At 65.9% G+C, this 23,561-nt stretch carries 18 protein-coding genes and 1 pseudogene; 11 read left to right on the top strand and 8 right to left on the bottom strand.

The genetic code is table 11. From position 1 onward, the window contains the following. Nucleotides 1–38 precede the first annotated feature (38 nt). The 6 genes from FHT09_RS08035 to FHT09_RS08010 form a co-directional block, all read right to left on the bottom strand. Nucleotides 39–395: a hypothetical protein gene (locus tag FHT09_RS08035; protein ID WP_104604443.1), complete on the bottom strand. Its 357-nt coding sequence runs from the start codon at nt 393–395 to the stop codon at nt 39–41. Between the two features lie 31 nt (nt 396–426). Beyond that, the gene (locus FHT09_RS08030) at nt 427–582 is read right to left on the bottom strand and encodes a hypothetical protein (protein ID WP_181141196.1); all 156 of its coding nucleotides are present in this window, start codon (nt 580–582) and stop codon (nt 427–429) included. Continuing rightward, complete coding sequence (locus tag FHT09_RS08025) at nt 579–782, bottom strand: hypothetical protein (RefSeq protein WP_146096421.1); 204 nt, start codon at nt 780–782, stop codon at nt 579–581. Before FHT09_RS08025 ends, FHT09_RS08030 begins: the two co-directional genes overlap by 4 nt. Further along, nucleotides 779–1,120, bottom strand: a complete 342-nt coding sequence (locus FHT09_RS08020) for a hypothetical protein (protein ID WP_104604445.1) — start codon at nt 1,118–1,120, stop codon at nt 779–781. Before FHT09_RS08020 ends, FHT09_RS08025 begins: the two co-directional genes overlap by 4 nt. Nucleotides 1,121–1,203: 83 nt before the next feature. Beyond that, nucleotides 1,204–1,401, bottom strand: coding sequence for a hypothetical protein (locus FHT09_RS08015; protein WP_104604447.1), 198 nt, complete (start codon nt 1,399–1,401; stop codon nt 1,204–1,206). Beyond that, on the bottom strand, nt 1,398–1,610 hold the full coding sequence (locus FHT09_RS08010; RefSeq protein ID WP_146096422.1) for a helix-turn-helix domain-containing protein: 213 nt from the start codon (nt 1,608–1,610) through the stop codon (nt 1,398–1,400). The genes FHT09_RS08015 and FHT09_RS08010 overlap by 4 nt, the downstream gene beginning before the upstream one ends. 77 nt (nt 1,611–1,687) lie before the next feature. Here FHT09_RS08010 and FHT09_RS08005 point away from each other — a divergent pair, with 77 nt between their 5' ends. Beyond that, nucleotides 1,688–2,296 carry a hypothetical protein gene (locus tag FHT09_RS08005; RefSeq protein ID WP_146096423.1) on the top strand — a complete coding sequence of 203 codons (609 nt, stop codon included), beginning with the start codon at nt 1,688–1,690 and terminating at the stop codon, nt 2,294–2,296. Nucleotides 2,297–2,751: 455 nt separating this feature from the next. On the opposite strand, the gene FHT09_RS08000 is transcribed toward FHT09_RS08005, so the two are convergent. Further along, nucleotides 2,752–3,999, bottom strand: a complete 1,248-nt coding sequence (locus FHT09_RS08000) for a site-specific integrase (RefSeq protein WP_181141197.1) — start codon at nt 3,997–3,999, stop codon at nt 2,752–2,754. Between the two features lie 423 nt (nt 4,000–4,422). Here FHT09_RS08000 and FHT09_RS07995 point away from each other — a divergent pair, with 423 nt between their 5' ends. Next, on the top strand, nt 4,423–4,749 hold the full coding sequence (locus FHT09_RS07995) for a hypothetical protein (RefSeq protein ID WP_104604455.1): 327 nt from the start codon (nt 4,423–4,425) through the stop codon (nt 4,747–4,749). A gap of 205 nt (nt 4,750–4,954) precedes the next feature. On the opposite strand, the gene prpR is transcribed toward FHT09_RS07995, so the two are convergent. Continuing rightward, the gene (gene prpR, locus FHT09_RS07990; RefSeq protein ID WP_104604458.1) at nt 4,955–6,556 is read right to left on the bottom strand and encodes a propionate catabolism operon regulatory protein PrpR; all 1,602 of its coding nucleotides are present in this window, start codon (nt 6,554–6,556) and stop codon (nt 4,955–4,957) included. Nucleotides 6,557–6,702: 146 nt separating this feature from the next. Between prpR and prpB the strand changes: the two genes are divergently transcribed. From prpB to FHT09_RS07945, 9 genes and pseudogenes are all read left to right on the top strand, one after another. After that, nucleotides 6,703–7,599 carry a methylisocitrate lyase gene (gene prpB, locus FHT09_RS07985; protein ID WP_104604460.1) on the top strand — a complete coding sequence of 299 codons (897 nt, stop codon included), beginning with the start codon at nt 6,703–6,705 and terminating at the stop codon, nt 7,597–7,599. Nucleotides 7,600–7,674: 75 nt separating this feature from the next. Then, nucleotides 7,675–8,829, top strand: coding sequence for a 2-methylcitrate synthase (gene prpC / locus FHT09_RS07980; RefSeq protein ID WP_104604462.1), 1,155 nt, complete (start codon nt 7,675–7,677; stop codon nt 8,827–8,829). 186 nt (nt 8,830–9,015) lie between these two features. Next, nucleotides 9,016–11,658 (top strand): Fe/S-dependent 2-methylisocitrate dehydratase AcnD, encoded by a 2,643-nt coding sequence (gene acnD, locus FHT09_RS07975; protein ID WP_104604464.1) that lies wholly within the window; start codon nt 9,016–9,018, stop codon nt 11,656–11,658. Between the two features lie 67 nt (nt 11,659–11,725). Continuing rightward, entirely contained in the window at nt 11,726–12,925 is a 1,200-nt protein-coding gene (gene prpF, locus FHT09_RS07970) for a 2-methylaconitate cis-trans isomerase PrpF (RefSeq protein ID WP_104604466.1), read from the top strand. Nucleotides 12,926–13,113: 188 nt separating this feature from the next. Next, the gene (locus FHT09_RS07965) at nt 13,114–15,330 is read left to right on the top strand and encodes a TonB-dependent receptor (RefSeq protein ID WP_104604469.1); all 2,217 of its coding nucleotides are present in this window, start codon (nt 13,114–13,116) and stop codon (nt 15,328–15,330) included. A 107-nt stretch (nt 15,331–15,437) separates the two neighbouring features. Then, nucleotides 15,438–16,409, top strand: coding sequence for a nucleoside hydrolase (locus FHT09_RS07960; protein WP_184416906.1), 972 nt, complete (start codon nt 15,438–15,440; stop codon nt 16,407–16,409). Between the two features lie 676 nt (nt 16,410–17,085). After that, nucleotides 17,086–22,002 carry an alpha-2-macroglobulin gene (locus FHT09_RS07955; RefSeq protein ID WP_181141198.1) on the top strand — a complete coding sequence of 1,639 codons (4,917 nt, stop codon included), beginning with the start codon at nt 17,086–17,088 and terminating at the stop codon, nt 22,000–22,002. A 363-nt stretch (nt 22,003–22,365) separates the two neighbouring features. After that, nucleotides 22,366–22,606: pseudogene (locus tag FHT09_RS07950) on the top strand (glycerophosphodiester phosphodiesterase); the annotation flags it as partial. Nucleotides 22,607–22,741: 135 nt separating this feature from the next. Then, a complete protein-coding gene (locus FHT09_RS07945; RefSeq protein WP_258077156.1) occupies nt 22,742–23,518 on the top strand; it encodes a CPBP family glutamic-type intramembrane protease in 777 nt (258 codons plus the stop codon). The last annotated feature ends 43 nt before the right edge of the window (nt 23,519–23,561 follow it).

The following is a 23,561-nucleotide window of genomic DNA, read 5'->3' as shown; positions in this document are numbered from 1 at the left end:
GATGTCGTCCCACCTGTTCTCCTTGCGCCGCCTTCCCATCACATACCCGCCGGGACGTGATCCGCGTAGGGCTCTGTAGATCCATCAGGCAGCAAGCTCCTCAGCCAAATCTTGCGGGGTAGCCCGACGGTGCCCGGCCCGGCCGCATCTGCGTACTCAATCCAGCGGTTCTCCCGCAGCGCTTTGAACGCGGCTTGGACCTTGGCCTGGCCGATGCCGCAAAGCCGTTGCCGAGCCTGCCGCACACTCAGAAACACTTCGCTTGCGTGGCCGGGCCTGTTCAGCGCGCGCAGCTCCACCAGCAGTGCACGGGCCACAGGATCCAGCGCGCGATGTGCGGGAGAGCTCAGCTCCCACGCGGAGAGGTGCACGCAGGTGTCGTTGTCGGTTCTCATTGGTCGATGTCCTTTGTGCTGGCCGGGCCAGTCAGAGGCGCTGCGCGAGCAGGCCGGCGATTCGGGTACTTGGATTGCTTGCTAGCCGCTCCAGCGCTGCCACGATGGCGTCCACACGGCTGGGGGCGGGGGAGGGGTGCTGCCGGACGATGCGCGCCGGCGGGAACGCGATGAGGATGGCGCTCATGCATCACCGCCGTTCACCGAGTCATAGATGGCCTTGTAGCGGTAGGCCGTGGCGCGGCTCATCCCCCACCGTTCCATCATGTCGCTGATCGCCGCCTGCCGCCGACGGGCCTGCATCCACTGGGCGAAGCGCAGGGCGAATTCGAGGTTCGATTGCATACCGGGGGCTGCGCGGTAGGACCGCTGCTTTTGGGTGCTCATGCCTGCCACCCCAGCTGCGCCTGCACGGCCTCGCGGAACTGCTGCCCAAACCGACCAGCGCGCGTCAGGATCCAGCCCAGGATCAACTCGCGCGGCTCGCCCTCCGGATGGGCCTCGGCACTGGTGCGGTCGCACTCTTTGCACAGGATCCAGCACAGCTCGCCGAACGCGAACCGCCGCGTTGACTTGCTGCTCTCGAAATAGCCGATCGAGCGGTTGCAGCAGTCGCAGGCGATCGGGTCGCGCCACGTCGGCCTGGTCGCGTAGGTATTCCCTGACAGCAGGGCGGGGTGACTGCCGCTTGCAGCAGCGCGTGGATGATGTACAGTTGTGGCCATGGCTTGGTCGTTCCTCGTTAGGGTTCGGGCATTGCTTCTACGGCTCTGGCGTTGGCGCGCTCGGGCCGTTTCTATTTGCGGGGTCATGGGTGCCTCCAGGGCGCCAGAAGACGGGCAAGGCGTGCGCGTGCACGGCTCAGCTCCTCGTTGATGCCGACCAGCGTGTCCGGCTCCTCTGCGTACTCCGCAGCGCGCGTTTCCAGTCGCTGCACGTCCTGCTGGGCCTCGCCGATCGCCTGCACTTCGCCGCTGGTCGGGTAGGTGTGCGCCAGGCCGCTCATGCCACGCTCCGACGGGTGGCCTCTGCTTCCTGCGCTTCGATGAATTGCTGCAGCGCGCGGGCTGAAACCATCCGGCGGCTGCCGAGCTTGAATGTCACAAGCCCCGCTTTATTGACTGCCTTGTAAAACGCAGAGCGCGTCATTCCGGTCACGGCCATTGCCTGTTCGACGGTGTAGCTGAGCTTCACTGCTGGGGTCTGCTGTGACATAGTTCCTTCCTGTTTCATGTTGTGTAGGTTTGTGTGTATCAAACCCATGAAACACATTGAACTAGCCGGGTACAGATATGTCAAGCGAAAAATCGCAAGTTGTGGCGAAGTCGAAAGGGGGGCGTCCTCCTCGTGTTGAGGGTGAAAAGCTGAAGCGTGTGAACCTGACGCTCCGCCCCTCACTGCTTTACGGCTTGGAACTGTTGGCCAAGGCACAGCACCGCTCGCTGAGCCAAGCCATGGAATGGGCTCTACAGGTCGGCCTTAGTTCTTTCAGTGTGGACAACGAGGGCACAACGATCAGCGACATCCTTGCCGGCGTAGAGGGTGAGCCGACGGAGCCGCAGAATCTTTTTCGTGTGTTCATGAGCGCGCCAACGCTCCTCAGTTTCGAGGACGCAATGACGTGCGAGGCGGTTTTCCACTATCGAGACGCGGGTGCGCTTGAGGATGAGCTGGGTCGCACGATGGCGCATGACGCCGCACACGAGGCGCTCGATAACCTCTACTGGAAACCGGTGTTTGCACACTGGGATCAGATTCGGGAGCAGGTGATTGCGGTGACTTCGAAAGGCGGAAAACCGGCGCAGGCCCCTATTCGCGACATCCTTGGCGTTGCCAGCAAAGGGCCTCTGCTGGCTGCTTATCAGAAAGCTGCTGCAACTCGGTCAACAGCTGGAGAGTAATCCCGTCTTCTCTGCCATTGGCGGGTGCGTCGGATATGCACGGATTCGAACCCTGAGCGGACTTCTCCACCGGTGGTGGCAAAGCAGGAACTGCCGGAATTCCGGCAGTTGAGTGGCTGTAAGGCTCGTCCTCAATCTGAGGGTGGACCGCTGTTGGCAGATGGTCGTCCACCCGCCCATGGCGGACGAACCCTTTTCCTCACGTTGAGGAAAAGCCCTGCACGCCGAATGTCCTCACATTGAGGAGATTCCCGCCAGCGGCGGAAATTCCACCGGTGGTGGAGATTCCCTGCGTAGGGCTTTACCTGCGGCGCAGGTAATTGCGGGATATTCCGTAATTAGGCGCAATCCATTGATGCTCTCCGGAATCCTCAATCTGAGGAAACCGGGGATTCCCGGTTTCCCGATACCGGAATCCCGGTATCGGTCCGTCCGCCGCCGGCGGTTGGATGCGGTCAGAGCCTGGACACGGCCTCGGCCAGCTTGTCCGGCGCCAGGTGGGCATAGCGCAAGGTCATCTTGATGTCGGCGTGGCCCAGCAGCTCGCGCACGGTGTTGAGGTCGACGCCGGCCATCACCAGTTGCGATGCAAAGTCGTGCCGCAGGTCGTGGAAGCGAAACGCCTCCAGCTTCGCGGCCTCGGTCAGCCGCTCCCAGCTGGTCTGGATGTTGTCGAATCGCCCGCCGGCGGAGTTGGGGAAGACCAGCCCGGATGCAGCGCCCTGGGCCTGCCAGCGCGCGAGCACGGCGTGCGCCTCGTGGTTGAGGGGGATGTGCCGCACCTTGCCCGATTTGGCGCTCTTGGCCGTCACCGTGAGCCGCTGGGCCGCCAGGTTGACGTCATGCCAGGTCAGACCGAACAGCTCGCCGCGGCGCAGGCCGGTGTTCATCGCCACCAGCACCATCGGCATCAGGTGATCGGTGTAGCCGTCAGTTGGCCACACAACGCGCGTCCCCCGGCCTCTGCTGGACAGCCATGCGTTACCAGAAGCCCTCTCTGCTCGGCGGGCCTCCTCGCGCGCCTGCAGCGCCTGGCGGAGCCGGCAGCGCTCATCGCTCGTGAGGTACCGCACCACGCCGCCGCTGGTCACCTTCGAAGCGCGCAGGCGATCGAGCGGATGCGCCGGCAGCGCGCCCCATTCAACGGCCTTTGTCAGTGCAGCCTTGATCGCCGCCAGATCCCTATTGGTGGTTGCCGCGCTGGCGCCGGTGGTCTTGCGCACGGTGGCGCGCCGGCGCTCCGTGATCACCACCTCGACCGCCTTGCGATCGATCTCCAGCAGCGGTGTGTCGGCGATGCCTGCGAACACCGTCAGGATTCGGTCGGCCGCTTCGTCGCCGCGCTTGAGCTCATGCCTGACCCATTGTCGGTAAGCACCGTCTACGAACTCGCGCAGCGTCGCCGGTCGGGCGCTGGCCGGACGCCTGGACTCGATCACCGCCAGCGGCGCGCCGTGGTCGGCAACCTCGGCCAGCAGCCGGCGTGCAGCGTCGCGTGCGCCCTCCAGCGTGGTGACGGGGTAGTCGGCGATGATCCGTTCCTGACCGCGGCCCCAGAGGATCGCCCACGACTTTGCACCGGTGGGCATCACGCGCAGCACCAGGCCGGGCACAGTGGCATCGCGGAGCCGGTAAAGGCGTCCAGTGGGCTTGGCCGCATCGACCGTTTTTCGAGTCAGCGACTCGCGGGAAATTCGGGGCATTATCGGGCTGTCCTGCAACGGTCCTGCAAAACGCAGTGTGTTGTGGAACAACATGAAACACAATAGAACAATCAATCAATCACTTACGGGTCAATGCCCACTGTTTCCAACCCCCTCCAACGCCTTCACACGGCAAGGGTCACAAGTTCGAACCTTGTACCGCCCACCATCGAGACCCAGCAACAGCAAAGGTTTCAGCGCGAGAAGAAGAGCCGGCCATGCGCCGGCTTTTTTGTTGTCCTGCAGGGTCTAGCGACGCCTTGGGCATCTGGCGCATATCCGACCGAGCCAACTGCAGGCAATGTTGACCCAAGGAATTGTTCAAGTCGCTGACAGCCGTGTTCATCCGCTTGCGTCTGCTTGTTGCAGGCTGGGGAACGAATCGCCATCCTGCAGTCCCCCCGCGTTGAAGAAGGAGTGGCGATGAAGGCGCTGCTTGGAAGTGCTCTGGTTGCGATGGTGTTGCTGACTGGTTGTGCCCGCGATGTCGGCGAGCAGTACGTCGGCAGGTGGGTCAATATGAAATCGGAAAAGAACGTGCTCATCATCGAGCACAACGGCGAGAGCTTCATCATTCGCGATACCGCGCCGGAGCTGCTCGGCGGTGGCGTCAAGACGAGGAATCATCCGGCGATCTTGAACAAGGGCGTGCTGCAGGTGTCCAGCACCGATGGCACGGTCAATTACGCGATCGACCGGGCGAGCGGGCACTTGAGCACGGGCGATACCGAATACACGCGGGTCAAGTGATCGCTGCGCGTTCGCGCGGCGGGCGAGTGCTGGGTAGCGGCGCTGCGGGTGCGGCGGCATTACACCAGCAGCGCAGCAGCGGCCGCGTCGTGTGGAACGCATCGCATGACCTGTCGCCGCTGACCGCGCGTCTTGCGTTCTAGGACGCGCAACCAAGGTCTGGGCTTGCGACCTGAGCGGGCAAGGTCAAGGCCGTACCCGCATCTCAAGCGCGCGATGCCGATACGTGCGTCTGCATCCAGCGCCACAGCGTCGTACGCGAGACGCCGAGTGCTTGTGCGGCAAGGGCGCGATTGCCGTTCGCGCGATCAAGCGCTACGCGGACTGCTGTCTCGGTGAGTTGCATGCGCGAGGTTGCAAGATCGGTGTGTCCGGGTGCCGCCACGCTGTCGGCGATGTGCATGTCGAACAGCTCTGGCGCCCAGCTCTCCAATCGATCCAGCCCCAGGCTGTGGTGCGGTTGTGCCTTCCAGTGGATGCACAGGCGTTCGACCAGGTTGCGTAGTTCGCGCACGTTGCCCGGCCAGGGGTGCTGCTGCAGCCGCTGCAGCGCTGTCGATGACAGGGGTGAAGTCATGCTGCCGAGCTGCTGGAAGTAATGCGCCAGCAACGAGGCGATCTCGTCGGGGCGGTTGCGCAGTGGCGGCAGGGCGATGCGTAGCGCTGCCAGGCGATAGAAGAGGTCGCGGCGGAAGCGCCCTTGCTCGACCAATGTCTGCAGTGGTTGCAGGCTGGCGGCGACCACGCGCACGTCGATGGCGACCGGCAGGGTGGCGCCGACCCGCAGCACTTCGCGCTCTTCCAGGACGCGCAGCAGGCGTGTCTGCAGTGGCATCGGCAGTTCACCGATTTCGTCGAGAAACAGCGTGCCGTCCTGCGCGGCCTCGATCAGGCCGACATGGCCGCCGCGGCGTGCGCCGGTAAAGGCGCCGTCGCTGTAGCCGAACAATTCCGCCTCCAGCAGCGACTCGCTGATGGCGCCGCAGTTGATGGCCACGAAGCGGCCGCGACGGCGGCTGCCGGCATGCAACTGGCGTGCGACCAGCTCCTTGCCGGTGCCGGTCTCGCCGCTGATCAGCACGGTGCCCGGATGTGGGGCGTACAGCTGCACCAGATCGCGGACGTGCGCGATTGCGGCGTCTTCGCCAAGCAATGCGTCGGTGCGCCGCACCCGGTGCGTGGTGGTGCGACTCGCGGCGCGCTCGTTGCCGGGTGCGGTACCCAGCGCGATGGCGTGTTCGAGCGCCAGGCGTACCGAATCTGCCGAATACAGCAGCACGCCGGGCAAGCCGGCCTGCTCGGCGAAATCGATCGCCATGCCGGTGCCGACGATGACCTGGATGCCGCTGGCACGCAGGTCGGCAATGCAGTCGCGCGCGTCTTCGGCGGTGACGAAGCGGCGGTGCTCGATGGCGAGATCGAAGCTGTCCTGAAACGCGCGGAACGAGGGCACATCCGTGGCATGGGTGACCACGCCGATGCGCGGTGCGATGCGGCGTGCGCGTGCCAGCGCCTCCATCAGGTCGAACCCGGTGGCCTGGATCGGCGCCAACGGCAGTGCGAGCCGGCTGCGCAGGTAGGCGGCATTGGAGCCGCCGGCGACCAGTACGTCGCAACGCTCGCGGCGCAGGCGCTGGCCGATGACCTCCACCGCCTCGGCAAAGCCGAGGTTGACCTGCTCGATGCGCGCGCGCTGGTCGAACTCGGGGATGACATCGGCCAGCAGGCCGGTCAGGCGAGAGACGCTGACGGTCCAGATGACGGGTGGAGCGGTCTCCATCGGCTCGGTATACCTGGGGCTGCGCATCTGTGGTGCCGCGTTGCAGTGATGTTGCATCCTGCTCGTTGCGTTACATGTTTGCAACATTCGAGTTGGTCTCGCCTAGCTGAATCAAAGACTTGGCGTTGGCATGCCATTTGCGCCTTGTCTCGCATCCCAACCCAGGAATCGCCATGACGTCCTCACCCACCGCTTCCGCCGGCATGCGCTTCCGCGCTGCGCTGGCTGCCGAATCGCCGCTGCAGGTGATCGGCGCGATCAATGCCAACCATGCGCTGCTGGCGCAGCGCGCCGGCTATCAGGCCATCTACCTGTCTGGCGGCGGTGTGGCGGCCGGTTCGTTGGGGTTGCCGGACCTGGGCATCAATACGCTGGAAGACGTGCTGATCGACGTGCGCCGCATCACCGATGTCTGCGAGTTGCCGCTGCTGGTGGACGTGGACACCGGCTTCGGGCCGAGCGCATTCAATATCGAGCGCACCATCAAGTCGTTGATCAAGGCCGGCGCGGCCGGCTGCCATATCGAAGACCAGGTCGGCGCCAAGCGGTGCGGGCATCGGCCGGGCAAGGAGATCGTCAGCCAGGCCGAAATGGTGGATCGGGTCAAGGCGGCGGCCGATGCCAAGACCGACGCGGCGTTCTTCCTGATTGCGCGCACCGATGCGATCCAGATGGAAGGCGTGGATGCGGCGATCGAACGCGCGATCGCCTGCGTGGAAGCCGGTGCCGACGGCATCTTTGCCGAAGCCGCATACGACCTGGATACCTACAAGCGGTTTGTCGATGCAGTGCGCGTGCCGGTGCTGGCCAACATCACCGAATTCGGCAAGACGCCGCTGTTTACGCGCGACCAGCTTGGGCAGGCCGGCGTGGCGATCCAGCTGTTTCCGCTGTCGGCGTTTCGCGCGGCCAACAAGGCGGCCGAGGCGGTGTACACCGCGATTCGGCGCGATGGTCATCAGCAGGCCGTGCTGGACACCATGCAGACGCGCGAAGAGCTGTACGAGCGCATCGGCTACCACGGCTACGAGCAGCGCCTGGACGCGTTGTTTGCACGCAAAGGCGCATGATCGCGCCTTGCTGCGTGCAGGTTTGGCCACTTCATCCGTGACACCGCAACACGACACCGTTTGGGAGCGCATCGCATGAACGACACCGTCAATCCCGGCTTCAAGCCGAAGAAATCCGTCGCACTGTCCGGCACTGCTGCGGGCAACACCGCGCTGTGCACGGTGGGTCGCAGCGGCAACGACCTGCATTACCGCGGCTACGACATTCTGGATCTGGCCACCAGCAGCGAGTTCGAGGAAATTGCCTATCTGCTGGTGCACGGCAAACTGCCCAACAATGGCGAACTGCGCGGTTACAAGGCCAAGCTGCGTTCGCTGCGCGGCGTGCCGGCGGCAGTGAAGACCGCACTGGAGCAGCTGCCACCGTCGGCGCATCCGATGGATGTGATGCGCACCGGCGTGTCGGTGCTGGGTTGCCTGCAACCGGAAAAGGACGACCACAATCATCCTGGCGCGCGCGATATCGCCGACAGGCTGATGGCCTCGCTGGGGTCGATGCTGCTGTACTGGTATCACTACAGCCACAACGGCAAGCGCATCGAGGTGGAAACCGACGACGACTCGATCGGTGGGCACTTCCTGCATCTGCTGCACGGATTCGCGCCGAAGGAGTCCTGGGTGCGTGCGATGCACACCAGCCTGATCCTGTACGCCGAGCACGAGTTCAACGCGTCCACGTTTGCGAGCCGCGTCATCGCCGGCACCGGCAGCGACATGTACAGCGCCATCGCCGGCGGCATCGGCGCGTTGCGCGGTCCCAAGCACGGCGGTGCCAACGAAGTGGCCTTCGAGGTGCAGAAGCGCTACGACACCCCGGACGAGGCCGAGGCCGACATCAAGGCGCGTGTGGAACGCAAGGAAGTGGTGATCGGCTTCGGGCATCCGGTCTATACCGTGTCCGATCCGCGCAACAATGTGATCAAGGAGGTGGCGCGCGAACTCTCCGACGAGCAGGGCAGCCGCAAGATGTACGACATCGCAGAGCGTCTGGAGACGGTGATGTGGGACATCAAGAAGATGTTCCCGAACCTGGATTGGTTCAGTGCGGTCAGCTACCACATGATGGGCGTGCCGACGGCGATGTTTACGCCGCTGTTCGTGCTGGCGCGTACTGCCGGGTGGAGCGCACACATCATCGAGCAACGCATGGACGGCAAGATCATTCGTCCCTCGGCCAATTACACCGGCCCGGAAGATCAGGTCTTCGTACCGCTGGATCAACGCTCCTGAGGACGCGCCAGCGGTTGGCTTGATCCGCCACGGTCGCCTTCATCCAACGAAGGCGATCAGACGATGGCAACCGCAACGAGAGATGGCAATCCCCCCACACGCCTGAAATCCTGAATCCGATTCCCGATTCCCGATTCCCGATTCCCGATTCCCGAACTACCCCCGCCCGCTTCGATATCGCCAGCCATGAACAGCCAGTACCGCAAGCCCCTGCCGGGCACCTCGTTGGACTACTTCGATGCACGCGCCGCCGTGGATGCGCTGCAACCCGGCGCCTACGCAACGCTGCCGTACACCGCACGTGTGCACGCGGAGAATCTGGTGCGGCGCGCCGAGCCGCAGATGCTGGAGGCCTACCTACGGCAACTGATCGAGCGCAGGCGCGACCTGGATTTTCCGTGGTTTCCGGCGCGTGTGGTCTGTCACGACATCCTGGGGCAGACCGCGCTGGTCGACCTGGCCGGGCTGCGCGATGCGATCGCCGAGCAGGGTGGCGACCCGGCGCAGGTCAACCCGGTGGTGCCGGTGCAGTTGATCGTCGATCACTCGCTGGCGGTGGAATACGCCGGCTTCGACAAGCAGGCCTTCGCCAAGAATCGCAGCGTGGAAGATCGTCGCAACGCCGACCGCTTCCACTTCATCGAATGGACCAAGCGCGCGTTCGAGAACATGGAAGTGATTCCGCCGGGCAACGGGATCATGCATCAGATCAATCTGGAAAAGATGTCGCCGGTGATCTACACGCTCGATGGCGTGGCGTTTCCCGATACCTGCGTAGGCACCGACAGCCACACCCCGCATGTGGATGCGCTGGGTGTCATCGCAGTGGGCGTGGGCGGGCTAGAAGCGGAAAACGTGATGCTGGGGCGCGCGTCGTGGATGCGCCTGCCCGACATCATCGGTGTGGAACTGCTGGGCCGGCCGGCGCCGGGCATCACCGCCACCGACATCGTGCTGGCCCTGACCGAGTTCCTGCGCCAGCAACGCGTGGTCGGTGCGTATCTGGAGTTCTATGGGGCCGGCGCCAGCGCGCTGACCATCGGCGATCGCGCGACCATCTCCAACATGACGCCGGAATTCGGCGCCACCGCGGCGATGTTCTATATCGACCAGCAGACGCTGGATTACCTGCGCCTGACCGGGCGCGAGGACGCACAGATCGCCTTGGTGGACACCTACGCGCGCCACACCGGCCTGTGGGCGGACGACCTGGTCACTGCGCAATACGAGCGCGTGCTGCGGTTCGACCTGTCGAGCGTGGTGCGCAACATGGCCGGGCCGTCCAATCCGCACAAGCGCGTGGCTACCAGCGAACTGGCCGAGCGCGGCATTGCCGGCGTCTGGGACGAGGTGCCGGGCCAGATGCCCGATGGTGCGGTGATCATCGCGGCAATCACCTCCTGCACCAATACCTCCAACCCGCGCAATGTCATTGCCGCGGGCTTGCTGGCGCGCAATGCGAATGCACGCGGATTGACGCGCAAACCCTGGGTGAAAAGTTCGCTGGCGCCGGGCTCCAAGGCGGTGCAGTTGTACCTGGAAGAGGCCGGGTTGCTGGGCGAGCTGGAACAGCTGGGCTTTGGCATCGTCGCGTTTGCCTGCACCACCTGTAACGGCATGAGCGGCGCGCTGGATCCTGCGATCCAGCAGGAAATCATCGACCGTGACCTGTATGCCACCGCAGTGTTGTCGGGCAACCGTAACTTCGACGGGCGCATCCATCCGTATGCGAAGCAGGCGTTTCTGGCATCGCCGCCGTTGGTGATCGCCTATGCCATCGCCGGGACGGTGCGCTTCGATATCGAAAAGGATGTGCTGGGCGTGGATGCCGATGGCGTGGCGGTGACGCTCAAGGACCTGTGGCCGAGCGATGCGGAGATCGATGCGGTGGTGGCGCGCAGCGTCAAGCCGGAGCACTTCCGCAGCGTCTACGACCCGATGTTCAAGCGCAGCGTGGGGCAGGGCATCCGCGTCAGTCCGTTGTACGACTGGCGGCCGGCCAGCACCTACATCCGGCGCCCGCCGTACTGGGAAGGCGCGCTTGCCGGTGCACGCGGCTTGCAGGGCCTGCGCCCGTTGGCGGTGCTGGGCGACAACATCACCACCGACCATCTGTCGCCGTCGAATGCGATCCTGGCCGGCAGCGCGGCCGGGCAGTACCTGGCGCAGATGGGCGTGCCGGAAGACGACTTCAATTCCTACGCCACCCATCGCGGCGACCACCTCACCGCGCAGCGCGCCACTTTCGCCAACCCCAAGCTGGTCAACGAAATGGCGGTGATCGATGGAAAGGTCACCGCCGGTTCGCTGGCGCGGCTGGAACCGGAAGGGCAGGTGCTGCGCATGTGGGAGGCGATCGAAACCTACATGATGCGCAAGCAGCCGCTGATCATCATCGCCGGTGCCGATTACGGCCAGGGCTCCTCGCGCGACTGGGCCGCCAAGGGCGTGCGTCTGGCCGGGGTGGAGGTGATCGTGGCCGAAGGCTTCGAGCGGATCCATCGCACCAATCTGATCGGCATGGGCGTGTTGCCGCTGGAGTTCAGGCCCGGCACCGATCGCAAGACGCTGGGCATCGACGGCAGCGAGACCTTCGATGTGGTCGGCGAGCGCACGCCGGGTGCCACGCTGACGCTGGCGATCCATCGGCGCAACGGCGAGCAGGTGCAGGTGCCGGTCACCTGCCGCCTGGACACCGCCGAAGAAGCGTCGATCTACGAGGCCGGCGGCGTGCTGCAACGGTTTGCGCAGGATTTTCTTGAGAGCCGGGAATCGGGAGTCGGAAATCGAGATGCGTTGAAAGCAACATCAGCACCGCAAGCGCACTAGCGTCCATGGCCCCTGCCGTCGTTCTGCCACCCAATCCCCATTCTCCAATCCCCAATCCCGGCCTCCCATGACCCATCTCCCCCAATGCCGCATCCCCGCCACCTACATGCGTGGCGGCACCAGCAAGGGCGTGTTCTTTCGCCTGCAGGATCTGCCCGCTGCCGCACAGCGGCCTGGGCCTGCGCGCGATGCGTTGTTGCTGCGGGTGATCGGCAGCCCCGATCCCTATGGCAAGCAGATCGACGGCATGGGCGGGGCGACCTCCAGCACCAGCAAGGGCGTGATCGTGTCGGCCAGTACGCGCGCCGGGCACGATGTGGACTACCTGTTCGGGCAGGTGTCCATCGACAGCGCATTCGTGGACTGGAGCGGCAACTGCGGCAACCTGTCGGCGGCGGTGGGGCCGTTTGCGATCGCCAATGGCCTGGTCGATGCCGCGCGGGTGCCGCGCGACGGCGTGGCGACAGTGCGGATCTGGCAGGCCAATATCGGCAAGACCATCGTGGCGCATGTGCCGATGACTGAGGGCCAGGTGCAGGAAACCGGCGACTTCGAACTGGATGGGGTGACCTTTCCTGCCGCCGAAGTGCAGCTGGAATTTCTCGACCCGGCCGACGATGCCGAAGGCGAGGGCGGTGCGATGTTCCCCACCGGCAAGCTGATCGATCAGCTGGAGATTCCCGGGCTGGGCACGATTGCCGCGACGCTGATCAATGCCGGCATCCCGACCATCTTCGTCAACGCGCGCGACCTGGGCTATACCGGCACCGAGCTGCAGGAGGCGATCAATGGCGACCCGCGAGCATTGACGATGTTCGAGACCTTGCGTGCGCACGGCGCGGTGCGGATGGGCCTGATTGCGAAGGTGGAAGACGCAGCGACACGGCAGCACACGCCGAAGGTGGCGTTCGTGGCACCGCCGGCCGATTACACCGCCTCCAGCGGCAAGCCGGTGCACGCCGCCGAGCTCGATCTGCTGGTGCGCGCGATGTCGATGGGCAAGTTGCATCACGCCATGATGGGCACCGCCGCCGTGGCGATCGGCACCGCAGCCGCTGTGCCCGGCACCCTGGTCAATCTGGCGGCAGGCGGCGCGGCGCGTGCTGCGGTGCGCTTCGGGCATCCCTCCGGGACCTTGCGCGTCGGTGCCGAGGCGCAGCTGGTGGACGGCCAGTGGCAGGTGACCAAGGCGCTGATGAGCCGCAGTGCGCGGGTGCTGATGGAAGGCTGGGTGCGGGTGCCATTCGACGCCGCCGGAGTTGGCTGATTTCCCGCTGAGACCGGGCACGCCCCAACGTACAAATTGCATGGGTGTGTTGCATTAATTCGAACACCTTTTGGAATTCGGAAAACTTTTTCGCACGCGCTCTGCCAAATTTGTGTAAATCGTGTTAATTCTGTTGCAACGCGGCACGCAGATCAGGCCGCTCCGCCAACCGAATTCGGAGTCTTTCCATGTCCGCCAGCCGGTCGTTCAAGATCAGCGCGCTTGCCGTTGCCGTCGCTTCCCTTCTTCCGTTCCATGTCGCTGCCCAGCAGGCGCCCGGCGACGACGGTGTCGTGCGTCTGGACGCGGTCAAGGTCACGGTCGAGCGCCGCTCGGAAGATTCCAAGGAGGTGCCGGTCTCGGCATCGGTGCTGCGTCCGGAATTCCTGGATGCCATCTCCACCAGCGGCTCGGATATCCGCGTGCTGGCGGGCAAGGCGCCCAGCCTCAACATCGAATCGTCCAACGGCCGTGTGTTCCCGCGCGTGTACATCCGCGGCTACGGCAACACCGACTTCAACACCTATGCCTCGCAGCCGGTGTCGCTGATCTATGACGACGTGGTGCAGGAAAACGCCTTCCTGAAGGGCTTTCCGATCTTCGATCTGGAAGGCCTGGAAGTGCTGCGCGGCCCGCAAGGCACGCTGTTCGGCCGCAACACGCCGGCCGGCGTGGTCAAGTTCAACTCGGTCAAGCCGGCCATCGGCGCCAATGACGGCTACGCCAGCCTGTCCTACGGCACCTACGGCACCATGACCCTGGAAAGCGGCCTGAGCATCGCCATGGGCGAGCACTGGGCGGCGCGTCTGTCCACGCTGGGCCAGCGCCGCGACGACTGGGTGGAAAACCGCGATGGCCGCGATCTGGAAGGCTATACCGATTCGGCCGTGCGCCTGCAGCTGCTGTACCAGGCCAGCGACGATTTCAGCGCCTTGTTCAATGCGCACGCGCGCCATCTCGACGGCACCGCACGGCTGTTCCGCGCCAACATCATCCAGCCCGGCACCAACCAGCTGGTGGACGGCTTCGACGAAGAGAAGTCCTTCATCGACGGCGCCAACAACCAGGAACTGCAGACCTACGGCGGCAGCGCCAATCTGACCTGGGACCTAGGCGACATCGCGCTGCACTCGATCACCGCCTACGAAGGCATTGGCAAGTACTACAGCCGCGGCGATATCGATGGCGGTTTCGGCGCGGTGTTCGCACCGCCGTCCGGCCCGGGCGTGATCCCGTTCCCGGTGGAAACCGCCGGCGGCATCAAGAGCCTGGACCAGTACAGCCAGGAACTGCGTGCCGAATCGCAGTACGAGGGCCCGCTCAACTGGCAGGCCGGCCTGTACTACTTCCACGACGATGTGGAAGGCGAAAACTACACGTACAACACCTTCAGCGGCGGCGATCTGGCCAGCTACCAGTTGACCCGCCAGCGCAACACCTCGTGGGCGGCGTTCGGCTCGTTGAACTATGCGGCCACCGACCGCCTGAACCTGCGCGCCGGCATCCGCTACACCTACGACAAGAAGACCTTCGACGTGCTGGCGCTGGACCGCGTCACGCTGGTCGAGCCGTCCAGCGGCGAAACCGACAACTCCAAGGTCACCGGCGATCTGGCGGCCACCTTCGCCATCAACGACGACGTCAACGTGTACGCCCGTGCCGCACGCGGCTTCCGCGGCGCCAGCTTCGGCGTGCCCTCGGGCACCGCGCCGCTGACCGTGGCCGAGCCGGAGACGGTGGATTCGTTCGAGATCGGCATCAAGTCCGACCTGTTCGACAACCGCGCGCGTCTGAGCTTCGACATCTACGATTTCCGCGTCAAGAACCAGCAGCTCACCGCGGTGGGCGGCACCTCCAACGACGTGCGTCTGCTCAATGCCGACAAGACCAAGGCGCGCGGCGCCGAGTTCGACTTCGAAGCGCTGCTCACCCAGAACCTGCGCGTCACCGCCGGCGGCGCCTACAACTGGACCCGCATCGACGACCCGGCCCTGTCGGTGGGCGTGTGCCGCACCTGCACCGTGACCGACCCGCTCAATGCGGCCGGTCGCGCGCTGATCGACGGCAACGATCTGCCGCAGGCAGCCAAGTGGATGGCCAACGCCACCCTGCGCTACGGCATCCCGATGGGCAACGACGGCGAGCTGTTCTTCTACACCGACTGGTCCTACCGCAGCGAAGTGAACTTCTTCCTGTACGACTCCAAGGAGTTCACCGGCCAGCCGCTGGTCGAAGGCGGCGCCAAGATCGGCTACAACTGGGGCGCGGGTGCGTACGAATTGTCGGTGTTCTGCCGTAACTGCACCAACCAGATCCGCGTGACCGGTGCGATCGACTTCAACAACCTCACCGGGTTCATCAACGACCCGCGCATCGTCGGTGCGCAGTTCCGCGCCAACTTCTGATCGGCGTCGTGGGGTAGCACGATTGAACCGCCGGCCAACATGCCGGCGGTTTTTTTTATGGTCGCAGGAGTGGATGTATGCAGCGAAGATGGCGAAACGCATGGTGGATGCTGGGGCTATGGTGTGCGTCGGCAGCTGCGTTGGCGCAGACGCCTGCCGCGGCTGCAGCGCAGACGGCGCCATCGCCCACATCCACCGAGTTGCTGGTGGTCTCCACCGATATCGGCGACGACATCGACGATGCGTTTGCGCTCGGGCTGTTGCTGCGTAGCCCGCAACTGCGTGTGCTGGGCATCGCATCAGCCTGGGGCGACACCAGCTTGCGTGCGCAGCTGCTGCAGCGCCTGTTGCTGCAGGCCGGGCGCAGCGAGATTCCGTTGGCGGTGGGCGCACGCACCGCCAGCGCGATCCCCTTCAGCCAGGCGCGATGGGCGGCCAAGGGACAGTTGCCAGGCAAGTTGCCGGATGCGGCGGCGATGATCCTGCAGCAGGCGCGCCTGCATCCCGGTCAGGTGACCTTGCTGGTACTGGGACCCATGACCGACGCCGCACTGGCGCAGCAGCGCGACCCGGCCGGCTTTGCAAAGCTCAAGCGCATCGTGGCGATGGGCGGCTCGGTACGCGTCGGCTACGGCAAGTCGGCCTATCGGCCGGCCAGCGCGCCAGCGCCGGAGTACAACATCCTGGCCGATGTGCCGGCGGCGCAGCGGGTGTTCGCGGCCGGCGTGCCGATCGTGTTACTGCCCTTGGACGCCACCCAGATTCCGCTGGAAGAACCCGAGCGCGTCGCGGTGTTTGCGTACGGCGACGGGCTCACCGACGCGCTCACCCAGTTGTACTACCAGTGGCGCATTACCGACCAGCCCTGGGCCAGCGCCACGCCGACCCTGTTCGACGCAGTGCCGGTGGCCTGGCTGCTGCGCCCCGACCTGTGCCCGACCACGCCGCTGCATCTGGACGTCGATGCGCAGGGCTACACCCGCGAAGGCGCAGGCACGCCGAACGTGCAGGCCTGCCTGCGCGCGGACCGGCCGGCGTTGATCGAGATGTACATGCGCACGGTGCTGCAGTTGCGCTAGGAGTGGATGTCAAAATGTGGTGAGCGCCCGCTTGGTGGCGAGCGCAGTGGTTTCATTGGCCGTACTTTGGGATGCAGTCAAAAGCCTGGTTGGTCGTGTGCGCGGTGCCCTCACCGCTCGCGGGACACGCCGCAAGTACGTCCTTGTAGGCTCGGTGGCGGCATCCATGCCGCCACACGGTCCCGCAATCGGCGAGGACACCGCACCAGAAAATGCGTCGGTTGCTTGGTTGAACGCCTGCTTGTTGCTCTGCTTGTGATGGAACGGTTGTTGGACGCACCATTCTCCGAACAATGCACGCCATGCCCTGTGTGCCCCTGCACACCGACCATCTCGACTGGTCCTTGCCCGCTCACCGTCGCGGGACCTTACGCGGCATGGATGTCGCGTAAGAGCCTACAGGGACGTACTTGCGGCGTGTCCCGCGATGGTGGGCGGGCAAGGGCCCTGCAGCCAAGCCGCAACTCAGCGACCTGCCATGGACCGGCGTCAAACCACTGCGCTCACCGTCGGTCGGGCGCGCAGGTGCCATCGCAGCGCTGGCCCAGTGGCGCATCATCGCCGCCCATCGGCAAGTCCCTGCGTCGCCTCATGCCGCCATCGGTGACGTGAACGGCATCGCTATACTTGCGTCCTCAGTCATGGGGTAGTGCGAATGGACAGCCGGGAATCAGGGATGAAGTGGTCGGGTACGCGGCGCGTGTTGCTGTGGGTGGTCTTGCTGGGCGTGGCGATCGGTGCGGTGGCGTGCAAGCGCAACGAAAGCGGCCAGCTGCCTGCCGCCAGTGGCGAGGCGATCAAGGCCGACACGCAGGCGATTACCGGTTTTGCGCTGGCGCGCGCCTATCCCGACCAGACCGGCGACGGCCTGTCGCTGGCGCTGGAATTCTCGCGGCCGTTGGTGGGCACGCAAGACTTCGATGCGCTGGTGCGTTTCGAGGAAAAGGTCGGCACCGGCGACAGCAGCTGGACGCTGTCCGATGACGGCAAGACGCTGCGCTACCCGTACGTGGAAGCGGCCAAGGACTACACCGTGCTGGTCGACGCCAACCTGCTGGCCGCCGATGGCAGCCGCCTGGGCAAGCCGCTCAAGCAGAAGGTCTACACCGGCGCGCTCACGCCGGTGGCCGGGTTCGCTTCGCAAGGCAGCGTGCTGCCGGCACGCGAGAGCCGCGGTCTGCCGGTGGTGTCGGTCAACGTGCCGGAAGTGGACGTGGAGTTCCTGCGCGTGCGCGAGAAGTCGCTGCCGGCGTTCTTCCAGCAGTTCCAGCGCGGCGGTCGTCGCGGCAGCTGGGAGCTGGAGAGCGACTACAGCGACAAGCAGCCGTTGTCCAGGCTGGCCGACCCGGTCTACGTCAATCGTTTCATTCTCGGCGGCAAGCAGAACGAGCGCGTGCTGACCTACCTGCCCACGCAGGACATCAAGGAGCTGCAGGAGCCGGGCCTGTACTTTGCGGTGATGAAGCGCGCCGGCAGTTTCGACAATGGCTTCGACACCGCGTTCTTCACTGTCAGCGACATCGGCCTGCACACGCGCGCCTACAAGGACAAGCTGTTCGTGCACACCGCCTCGTTGCAGAGCGGCGAGCCGATCAAGAACGTGGAAGTGCGCGTCCTCGACGCCAAGGGCGAGCTGTTCCTCAAGGGCGCCACCGACGGCAACGGCAATGCGCTGCTCAACTACACGCTCGATGCCGGCCACGTGCTGGTGGCGCGCAGCAAGACCGATATCTCGGTGCTGCCGTTCAACCAACCGGCGTTGGACCTGAGCGAATTCGCAGTGGCCGGGCGCGAGAGCGCCTGGTTCGACGTGTTCGCCTGGGCCGGCCGCGACCTGTATCGCCCCGGCGAGACCATGCGCGTGTCGGCGATCCTGCGCGACAACGACGGCAAGCCGACCGCCGGGCCGACGAAAGGCGGGCAGCCGGTGTTCCTGCGCCTCAAGCAGCCGGACGGCAAGACCTTCCGCGAGACCAAGCTGCAGCCGGGTGAGCAGGGCTATTTCGAGTTCAGCCAGCAGATTCCGGCCGATGCGCCGACCGGCCGCTGGCAGGTGGAATTCCGCACCGATCCGGCCAGCAAGGACGCCGTGCAGGGCATGAGCGTGCGCGTGGAAGAGTTCCTGCCCGAGCGCATGAAGCTGGATCTGGACAGCACCCAAAAGACCCTGAGCGCCGGCCAGCCGTTCACGCTGGTCGCCAATGCGGCGTACCTGTATGGCGCGCCGGCCGATGGCAACCGCTTCACCGCCAAGCTTGCGGTCAGTGTCGAGCAGCATCCGCTCGACTCCTTGCCGGGCTGGTTCTTCGGCGACCCCACGCTGGAACTGCCGCGCGAAGCCAAGGACGTGATCGACACCGAGTTCGGCAGCGATGGCGTATTGCGCGAAGACATCGCGCTGCCTGCCGAAGCCAAGCCGGTGAGCACGATTGCCGCTGTGGTCTCGGGCAGCGTGTACGAGACCGGCGGGCGCACGGTCACCCGCAGCGTCAAGCGCGTGCTGTGGCCGGCCAAGGCGCTGGTCGGCGTGCGCCCCCTGTTCGATGACAAGGACGGCACCGACGCCAACGGCACCGCGCGCTTCGAAATCACCCGCGTGGATGCCGATGGCAGGCCGCAACCGGCCAAGGGCCTGAAGGCCACGTTGGTGCGCGAGCTGCGCGACTACCACTGGAACTACACCGACGACCACTGGGATTACGACTTCACCCGCCGCTTCGAGAACAAGGACACGCGCACGCTCGACATTGCCGGCGGCAACGCCAAGCTCGAGGTCCCGGTGGAGTGGGGCGAGTACCGCCTGGACGTGTTCGACCCGGCCACCGGGCTGACCACGCGCTACCCGTTCCGCGCCGGCTGGAGCTGGAACGACGAAAATCGCGGCCTGGATGCGCGCCCGGACAAGGTCAAGCTGGCCTTGGACAAGACCGCCTATCGCGCCGGCGACACGCTCACCGTCACGCTGACCCCGCCGCATGCCGGCAAGGGCGTGCTGCTGGTGGAAAGCGACAAGCTGCTGTACGTGCAGGACATTGACGTCAAGCCGGGCAGCAGCTTCGAAATCCCGGTGACCGACGCGTGGGAGCGCCACGATGTGTACGTCACCGCGTTGGTGTTCCGCGGCGGCAGTGCGCCGAGCAAGATCACCCCGGCGCGCGCGGTGGGCGTGGCGTATGTGCCGATGGACCGCAAGGCGCGACGCGTGGCGGTGGGCCTGGCCGCGCCCAAGCAGATGCGCCCCGAGCAGGCGTTGCCGGTGACGGTGAGCGTGCCGGAGCTGGCCGGCAAGGCGGCGCACGTGACCATCTCGGCGGTGGACGTGGGCATCCTCAACATCACCCGCTTCCCGGTGCCCGATGCCAACGCGCAGTTCTTCGCGCAGCGTCGTCTGGGCACCGATGCCTACGACATCTATGGCCGCGTGATCGAGAGCTTCGAAGGCGCCAGCGGCAGGCTCAAGTTCGGCGGCGACATGGCGCTGGAAGCCTTGCCGCAGGCCAAGCGCCCGACCGCGCGCGTGCAGACCGTGGACCTGTTCTCCGGCTCGGTGAAGCTCGATGCCAAGGGCAATGCGCGCGTGCAACTGCCGGTGCCGGATTTCAACGGCACGCTGCGGGTGTCGGCGTTGGTGTATTCGGATACGCGGTTCGGCAACCACGCGGTGGAAACCGTGGTGCGTGCCCCGATCCTGGCCGAGGCCAGCATGCCGCGCGTGATGGCACCGGGCGACCGCAGCACGGTGACGCTGGATGTGCAGAACTTCACCGGCAAGCCGGGCGAGTTCACTGTGCGCGTGGACGGGATCGGCCCGCTGGCCATCGCCGAGGCGGCGCGCAGCGTCAAGCTCGGGGTGGACGCCAAGCAGACGCTGAGCTTCCCGCTGAGCGCCACCGAAGGCTATGGCGTGGCCAAGGTGCGCGTGCGCGTGGACGGCAACGGCTTCAAGGCCGACCGCAGCTACGACCTGCCGGTGCGTGCCGGCTGGCCGCAGGTGTTGCGTGCACAGACGCGCGTACTCGATCCGCTGGCGCCGATCACCCTGGACAGCGGCTTTGCCGATGGCCTGATGGCCGGCTCGGTAACCGCGCGCATGGTGGTCAGCCCGCTGCCGCCGATTCCGTTCGCCAGCGCCTTGCAGGGTGCGTTGGATTATCCGTACGGCTGCGCCGAGCAGACCACCAGCAAGGGCTACGCCGCGCTCCTGCTCGACGATGCCACCGCCAGGGCGCTGGGCACCAAGGGGCTGGAAGCGGCCAAGCGCCGCGAGCGCATGGAAGGCGCATTCGGCCGCCTGGCCTCGATGCAGATCGCCAGCGGGCATTTCTCGATGTGGGGCGACGACGGCTACGTCAATCCGGGCCTGACCCCATATATCGCCGAGTTCCTGCTCGACGCCAAGGACGCCGGTTTTGCGGTGCCCGACAATGTGCTGCAGAAGGCGCTCAATCGGCTCAGCGAGGACCTGCTGTCCGGTGGCAACGAGTTCTACGGGCAGGACCGCCGCGATAGCCTGAAGTTCGCCAACCAGGCCTGGTCCGGCTATGTGCTGGCACGCGTCAACCGCGCCCCGCTGGGCACGCTGCGCGCGCTGTACGACAACCAGCGCGACAAGGCGCTGACCGGCCTGTCGCTGGTGCATCTGGGCGCGGCGTTGTCGCTGCAGGGCGACACCAAACGTGGGCAGGCGGCGATCAAGGCGGGCTTTGCCAAGGACAGCAGCGAGCGTCCGCCGTACTTCGCCGATTACGGCAGCGCGATCCGCGACGATGCCTTGATGATGGCGCTGCTGCACGAGCGTGGCTTGTCCAAACCCGAGTACGACACCCGCGCAGTGGCACTGGGCCGCGCGCTGGATGCACGTCGCGCCACCGGCTGGCTGTGGCTGAGCACGCAGGAGCAGGTGGCGCTGGCGCGCTTGGGCAAGGCCTTGATGGTCGGGCAGGGCAAGCAGGTATCGGGTACCTTGACTGTTGGCGGCGAGACGCAGGAGATTGCGCCGGCACGCCTGTTCGGGCGCAGTTTCGACAGCGCCGCCCTGGCGCGCGGCGTGCAGTTCGCACCGCAGGGCCAGGCACCGATGTACGCCAGCCTGGAAGTGGCCGGCATCCCGCGCAGCGCGCCGGAGCCGGACACGCGCAACCTCAGCGTGGAGCGCAGCTGGTACACCACCGATGGCAAACCATGGACCCCGCGTGCATTGAAGGAAGGCGAAGCGCTGATCGTGCGCGTCACCATCACCGCCAACAGCAACATGCCGGACGCGCTGCTGACCGACCTGTTGCCGGCCGGTCTGGAGATCGAGAACTTCAACCTCGGCGATGCCAAGCAGTGGGCCGACGTGGTGGTGGACGGCATCGGCATCAGCGAGCGTTCCAGCGCCGCCGACGTCAAGCACGAAGAATTCCGCGACGACCGCTATGTGGCCGCGCTGGCGCTGTCCTCGGGGAGCAAGGCGCAGCTGTATTACCTGGTGCGCGCAGTCACCCCGGGCACGTACACGGTGCCGCCATCGTTGGTGGAAGACATGTATCGCCCGGAGCTGCGCGGCGTGGGGCGCAGCACGCCTGCGACGATGACGGTAGTGCAGCCGTAGCACAACGAGGTAGGAGCGGGGGGGGGGGGGGGGGGGGGGGGGGGGGGGGGGGCGGGCGGGGGGGGGGGGGGGGGGCCCCCCCCCCCCCGCGCCCCCGGGGGGGGGGGGGGGGGGTTAGAGGCTGGACGCGGCCGGCCCGAGGCGGCGGGGGCCCCCCCCGCCCCCCTCCTGCGCGTGCCCCCCCCCCCACCCCCCCGGGCGGCGCCCCCCCCCGCCGCGGGTTGGAAATACATGCCCCCCCCCCCCCCCCCCCCCCCCCCCCCGCTCCTACGTTCGGGATTTCCTCACCGCAGCGAGCGTCCGACGCCGATGCAAGCGTTTGCGTGGCTGGGCCAGCGTGCAGCGATGATCAGCGCTCTCGGGCTGCCCAAGATGTCGGCAGCGCAGCTGCCGGGGTTGTTTGCAGCGAGCAAGGCGTACAGCGTGCGGCTGATGGTCAACGCGCTGTGGGAAGGCTTCATCGCCGGCTACGGTGGCGACGCCGATGCCGAGCGTGATTCCCGACAGGGTCTGGGGCCGCCCGTACCGCGAGGGCGTGTCGATCATCCAGACCGACGCGCCGGAGGCCTTGCTGCGCTATCGCGCTGCGCTGGAGCAGCGGTGAGCGTCGCGTTGCATCGCCGCATGCAGCTGGCGCGCGAGGCGAGCGCAGTGTCGTCGCGCCGCGTGCGGCCTGGTACGGCGGTGATGTCGTTGCCAGCGGTATAGTCAGGTCCTGTTTGCACGCAAGGACGTCTGCATGCCATTCGATACATCCCTGCGCCGCCTCACGCCGCATGTCGTCTGGTTATTGATGCTGCTGGTCGCGCTGCAGGTGCGCGATGTGGCCAAAGCGCTTGGTTTTCCAATCCCGAAAATCCCGGTGCCTTACGGCGGCGGGATTGTCGACAATTTGCTCAGCGTCGTGGTCGTGCTCGTCGCAGCGGCGTTGCTGCGTCCTGGCATGCCAGGCGAGCTCGCGACGCGTCTGGGGTTGCGTTGGAACGGCTTACGCGGCCCTGTGCTGACGCTGCTGGCCACACTGCCGTGTTGGCTGGGGCTGTGGACGCAGTCCAGCTCGGCCGGCACCGACGATCTGCTGGGCCTGCTGTGGTTGGCGCTGCTGTTTCCGTTGGCCGAGGAAATCGTGTTTCGCGGTTTCGGCTTCGTCTTTGCCTGCCGTGCGCTGGCCTGGCGTCCGGCAACCGCTGCGCTGCTACAGGCGGTTGTGTTTGGCGGCGTGCATTGGCTCGGGGCGGGCGGTGGAGGCGGTGAGGCGTTGCTGATCTTCGCCATTACCGGCATCGGTGCGCTGCTGTTTGCCATCGTGGACGCGCAGGATGGCTACACGATCTGGAGCGGCTGGGTGTTGCACGTCTCGCTCAACGCGGCCTGGACGGTCTTTGCGGTCTCCGATTCGGCGGCCAGCGGCTGGCTCGGCATTGCGTTGCGCCTGTCTGCGGTGTTCCTGGCGATGGGGTTGCTGCGGCTGTTCGTAAGGCCGCGTCGCTCGCCGCACGCGGGCGTGGCGGGCTAGCGCGCCTGTCGTCGCGCAAGCAGGAGCGTGCAGTCACGTTGAT

The sequence above is a fragment of the Xanthomonas sp. CFBP 8152 genome (assembly GCF_014199025.1).
Classification (GTDB): domain Bacteria; phylum Pseudomonadota; class Gammaproteobacteria; order Xanthomonadales; family Xanthomonadaceae; genus Xanthomonas; species Xanthomonas arboricola_B.
Note: the sequence above shows the minus strand (reverse complement) of the source record. Positions and strands in the feature narration are given on the sequence as shown.